Source organism: Streptomyces sp. NPDC040410 (assembly GCF_055595715.1).
The window spans coordinates 1-5,578 of record NZ_JBVIVK010000054.1 but is presented as its reverse complement, the minus strand read 5'-3'; the positions used below and the strand labels follow the sequence as shown (position 1 = coordinate 5,578).

General features: G+C 69.8%; 1 protein-coding gene. It reads right to left on the bottom strand.

Annotated elements, in window-relative coordinates; all coding sequences use genetic code 11:
* Positions 1-5,560, bottom strand: a 5,560-nt coding sequence (locus tag ACZ562_RS38165) for an amino acid adenylation domain-containing protein (protein ID WP_471189280.1), incomplete at its 3' end; no start/stop codon positions are given.
* Positions 5,561-5,578 lie beyond the last annotated feature (18 nt).

Below are 5,578 nucleotides of genomic sequence, written 5' to 3'. Positions count from 1 at the left end.
GCGTCGTCACGGACTCCAGATCCGCGGTCCCCAACGCCCCCAGCACCGCCGGCGGCAACGTCACATGCGTCACCCCATGACGTGCCACCACACCCACCACGCCCGCGCCCGAGTCCAGTTCCTCCGCCGACCCCGCCACCAGCACCCCGCCCGCGCACAGCGTCACCCACACCTCGGAGACCGCCGCGTCAAACCCCACCGACGCGAACTGCAACACCCGCGCATCCGGCCCCACCGCAAACCGCTCACCCTGAGCCATCACCAGATTCACCAGCCCCGCATGCGAGACCGCCACACCCTTCGGCATCCCCGTCGAACCCGACGTATAGATCACATACGCCAGATCACCGGCAACACCGGGAGCCGAGTCGGACTCACCCGGCTGATCCAACTCCTCCGGACCCACCACCACACCCACACCCGCATCCGCGAGCATGAACTCAACCCGCTCAGCAGGCAGTTGCGGGTCGATCGGCAGATAGGCGGCCCCCGCCTTCCACACACCCAGCATCCCGGTGACCATCCCGGCGCCACGCGGCAACCGCAGCCCCACCACAGACTCCGGCCCAACCCCCCGACCCCGCAGATACTGCGCCAGCCGATTCGCCGCCGCGTCCAACTCCCCGTACGACAGCTCGATGCCCTCACCCACCACCGCCACCGCACCCGCACCCGCGGCCGACGCAACCCGCCGCTCGAACAACTCCACCACCGACGCGTCCGACACCTCCGCCGGCGTGTCATTCCACGCGCCGAGGATCCGATCACGTTCGGCGGAGTCGAGGACGAGCACACGGTCAAGGGTGGTGTCGGGGCCGCCGTCGAGCGCGAGAGTCAGCGCGCCGAGCACGTTGTCCAACGTGGTCTGAAGCAGGTGTCCCACCGCTGCGGCATCGATGGGGGCAACCGCTGCCACGGTGAAACCGAGGTTGTCCGGGCCGAGGTCGTTCACGGCCACGGTCAGCGGATAGTTGGTCCGCTCCCGGACCATGACATTGCGGATGCCCTCGATCGGCTGCTGTTCGACGGTCTCGCCGCCACCCGTACGCGGATCCGCGTGCCGGTAGTTGAAGAGCGAGGTGAACAGGGGGGTGTTCTCCGTGATGCCGCTGGCCCGCTGCGCGACCGCCAGCGGCGCGTGCTCGTGCTCCAGCAGCGCGGCCAGCTGGTCCCGCATTAGCTCGATCGCGGCGCGTGCGCCGACCCGGGAGGTACGGACGCGTACCGGGAGGGTGTTGATGAAGAGGCCGAGTGCCTGGTCGGCGCCGTCGCCGGCGTTCATCCGCCCGAACAGCACGGTCCCGAACACCACGTCGTCCCGGCCGGACAGCACCCCGAGGACCCGCGCCCACACCACATGCAGCACAGTCGCCGCGCTGACGCCGAGCCCGCGGGCCACATCCCGGAGTCGGACCGCCAGCTCGCCGGGCACCGTGACCACTTCCGTCACGGCACCGCTGCCGTCCCCATGCACGTCCAGCGCTCCGAAGGGCGCGGTCGGCTCGGTCACATCGGACAGCAACTCGGCGAAGAACCGCTCGTGTTCCTCCCTCGGCACCGCGCGGGTCTGTGCCACGAAGTTCCGGAACGGCGCCGCCGGGGCCAGCCGATCCTTCTGTCCGACAAGGATCGTGCGCAGTTCCCGCATCAGCACATCGGTGCCCATGTGGTCCTCGACCATGTGGTGGATCCGGATCAGTCCCAGCCAGCGGCCGTCGGCCACCTCGGCCACATGCAGATCCATCAGGGGGGCACGCCCCAGGTCCATCACCAGTCCGCCGGCGGCCATCAGTGCGTCCACCCAGCCCGCGGGTTCCGTGCCTTCGACGTCGAGGACATGCTCGACGACGGGCAGCGCCGCATGCCGCCACACCACCTGCACCGGCTCCCGCAGGCCCTCCCACACCACGGCGGTCCGGTAGATGTCGTGCCGGTCCAGCACCTGCCGCAGCGCGCCCGCGAACTCATCCAGCCGGGCCCGCGTGGTGAACTCGACGAGGCGTACCGTCACATAGGCGTCGGCTCCGCCGGCCGCCATGAGGTGGTGGAAGAACATGCCCTCCTGCAAGGGCGCGAGCGGGTACACATCGGCGACGTTCGCGGCGCCTCCTTCGACCGCCGCGACGACCCGGTCGATGTCGGCCTGCGACAGCTCCACGAGCGGCAGCATCCCGGGGGTGATGTGATCGGCACCGGCCGGGATCAGGTTGTCCGGCACCACGACCGACTCGGCTCCGGCCGTACCGGCGAGTCCGGCGGGGGTAGGCGTCTCGAACAGCGCCCGCACCGACACCGACACACCCCGGGCACGCAGGCGTTCGACGAGCGACACCGCCAGGAGGGAGTGACCTCCGAGCTGGAAGAAGTTGTCCTCCACCCCGACCGTGTCCAGCCCCAGCACCTCGGCGAACACCGCGCACACGATCTCTTCCCGCACCGTGGCCGGGGCGCGGCCACCTCCGGTCGCGTACTCCGGCGCGGGCAGGGCCCGCCGGTCCAGCTTTCCGTTGGCGGTCAGCGGCAACTCGTCGAGGGCCACGAAGGCGGCCGGCACCATGTACTCCGGCAGCTGCGAGGCAAGCAGGTCCCGCAGCCGGTCGACATCCTGGACTGACGGTACGACGTACGCCACCAGGGCGCCGTCGCGGGCCACTACAGCGGCCTGGGTGACATCGTGGCTGGTCAGCAGGACGGTCTCGATCTCGCCGGGTTCGATACGGAAGCCGCGTACCTTGACCTGGTCGTCGGCCCGTCCGGCGAACACCAGCTGCCCGTCGGCCGTCCAGCGCGCGAGGTCGCCGGTGCGGTACATCCGCTGTCCGGTGTCGAACGGGGATGCCACGAACCGCTCGCCGGTCAGCCCTGGGCGATTGACGTACCCGCGGGCCAGCCCGGCACCGGCCACATACAGCTCACCCGTCACACCCACCGGCACCGGCGCAAGACCGTCGTCCAGCACATACAGCCGGGTATTGGCGATCGGGCGGCCGAACGGCACCGGACCCGGACGGTCGGCGTCCACCGTCTCGGCCGCCACCATCACCGTCGCCTCGGTCGGCCCATAGGTGTTCACCAGCCGTCGGCCGACGGACCACTCCCTGGCCGCCGCCTCACTGATCGCCTCAGCGCCGACGAGCAGCGTCTCCACCTGTTCGAGATCGTCCGACTCCAGCACCCCGAGCAGTGAAGGCACCACGCTGGCGGAACGGACGCCCTCCAGCTCCGCCAACCTCTGCGGGTGCTCGCGCTGCTCATCACTGGCGATCCACAGCGCCGAACCGGACGACAGCGCCACCGCCACGTCCAGCACCGACGCGTCGAAACTGAAGGAGGCGAACTGCAAGACGCCCACACCCGGACCAGCACCCATCACCGGCCCGAACACCGACACCAAGTTCGCCAGTGAGGCGTGCGAGACCGCCACGCCCTTCGGCGTCCCCGTCGAACCCGACGTGTAGATCACATACGCCAGATCACCGGCAACACCGGGAGCCGAGTCGGACTCATCCGGCTGCTCCAGCTCCTCCGGGCCGACGACCACACCCACGCCCGCATCCGCGAGCATGAACTCAATCCGCTCTGCGGGCAGTTGCGGGTCGATCGGCAGATAGGCGGCGCCCGCCTTCCACACACCCAGAATGCCGGTGATCATCTCCGGGCCGCGCGGCAACCGCAGCCCCACCACGGACTCCGGCCCAACCCCCTGACCCCGCAGATAGTGCGCAAGCCGACTCGCCGCCGCGTCCAGGTCGCCGTACGACACCTCGACGCCCTCGCTGACCACCGCCACCGCGTCCGGAGCCGACGCGGCCCACCGCTCGAACAGCTCGACAACGGTGCTGTCGAGGCTGTCGGTGGCCGTGTCGTTCCAGCGCGCCAGTACCGATTCGCGCTCGTCCGAGTCCAGTACATCGACTGCGTGCAGCCGGATGTCGGGTGCCGAGGTCACCGATTCGAGGACGCGCAGCCACCGCTGGACCATCACCTCGGTCGAGGCCACGTCGAAGAGGTCCGCCGACGCCGTCAGCGCACCGCGCAGTCCGGCGGGACGGCCTTGGTCGTCGAGGATCTCGCCCACGATCACATCGAGGTCGAACTTCGCGGACACCGTGGTCGGCCGCTGCCCGGTGGGCTGTTCCAGCCCGGCGGCCTCGATGTTCTGGACGGTGAACATGACCTGGAACAGCGGATGCCGCGCCAATGACCGCTGGGGGGCCAGCTCCTCCACGAGGCGTTCGAAGGGCACGTCCTGGTGGGCCATCGCCCCGAGGCTCGCCTCCCGCACCCGTGCCAGCACCTGCCGGAACTCCGGGTCACCGGACAGATCGTTCCGGATCACCAGGGTGTTGACGAAGAAGCCGATCAGGTCGTCCAGTGCCTCATCGGTACGTCCGGCCACCGCCGAACCGACGGGGATGTCCGTGCCGGCGCCCAGCCGGGACAGCGTGACCGCCAGCGCTGCCTGCAACGCCATGAACACGGTCACGCCTTCGGCCCGCGCGAGTTCGACCAGGCGCTGATGCACCTCGGCCGACACCTGGAGCGGTACCCGGTGACCGACGTGACCGGCCACCGCCGGACGCTGCCGGTCCACCGGCAGTGCCAGTTCCTCCGGAGCACCGGCCAGTGTCCGGCGCCAGTACTCCACTTGCTCCGACAGCAGGCTCTCCGGGTTCGACTCGTCTCCCAGCAGTTCCCGCTGCCACAGGGCGTAGTCCGCGTACTGCACCGACAACGGTTCGAACGCCGGTGCCTCACCGCGTGACCGGGCCGCGTACGCGGTGTCGACATCACGTCGTAGCGGACCCATCGACCAGCCGTCACCGGCGATGTGGTGCACCACCACGACCAACACACGCACATCTTCCTCGGTCTCGAACAGCCAAGCCCGGATCGGGAGTTCGGCGGCCAGGTCGAAGCGGTACTGCGTCGCCCGCCCTACGGCCTCCGCCAGCTGCCCGGATGCCACCTGGGACACCTGCACGTCCCAGTCCAGGTCACGCGGGTCGAGGATGTGCTGATACGGCTCGCCGTCCACCGCCGGGAAGACGGTCCGCAGCGACTCATGCCGGGCGATCACATCACGGAGCGCCGCGTCGAGTACGGCGGTGTCGACCTCGCCGTTGAGCCGCATGGTCGTCGGCAGGTTGTAGAGGGCGTTGGGTCCTTCGAGCTGGGCCAGGAACCACATCCGTCGCTGTGCGAAGGACAGCGGCACCCGCTCCGGCCGCTCGACGGCAGCCAGCAGCTCGTTTCGTGCTCGCTCGGTGGCGCCTCCGGCCAGCCGGACAGCGAGGCCGGCCACCGTCGGCGCCTCGAACAGGGTCCTCAGCGACAGTTCCACGCCGAGCACGGCCCGGATCCGCGACATCAGCCGGACGGCGAGCAGTGAATGCCCGCCCAGATCGAAGAAGCTGTCGTCGATGCCGACCGAGTCAACGCCGAGGATCTCGGCGAAGGCCCCGCAGAGCAGTTCTTCCTGCACGGTGCTGGGGCGTCGTCCCTCGCGCACGCCGTAGGACGGCGCCGGCAGCGCCCGCCGGTCCAGCTTCCCGTTCACCGTCAACGGCAACCCCTC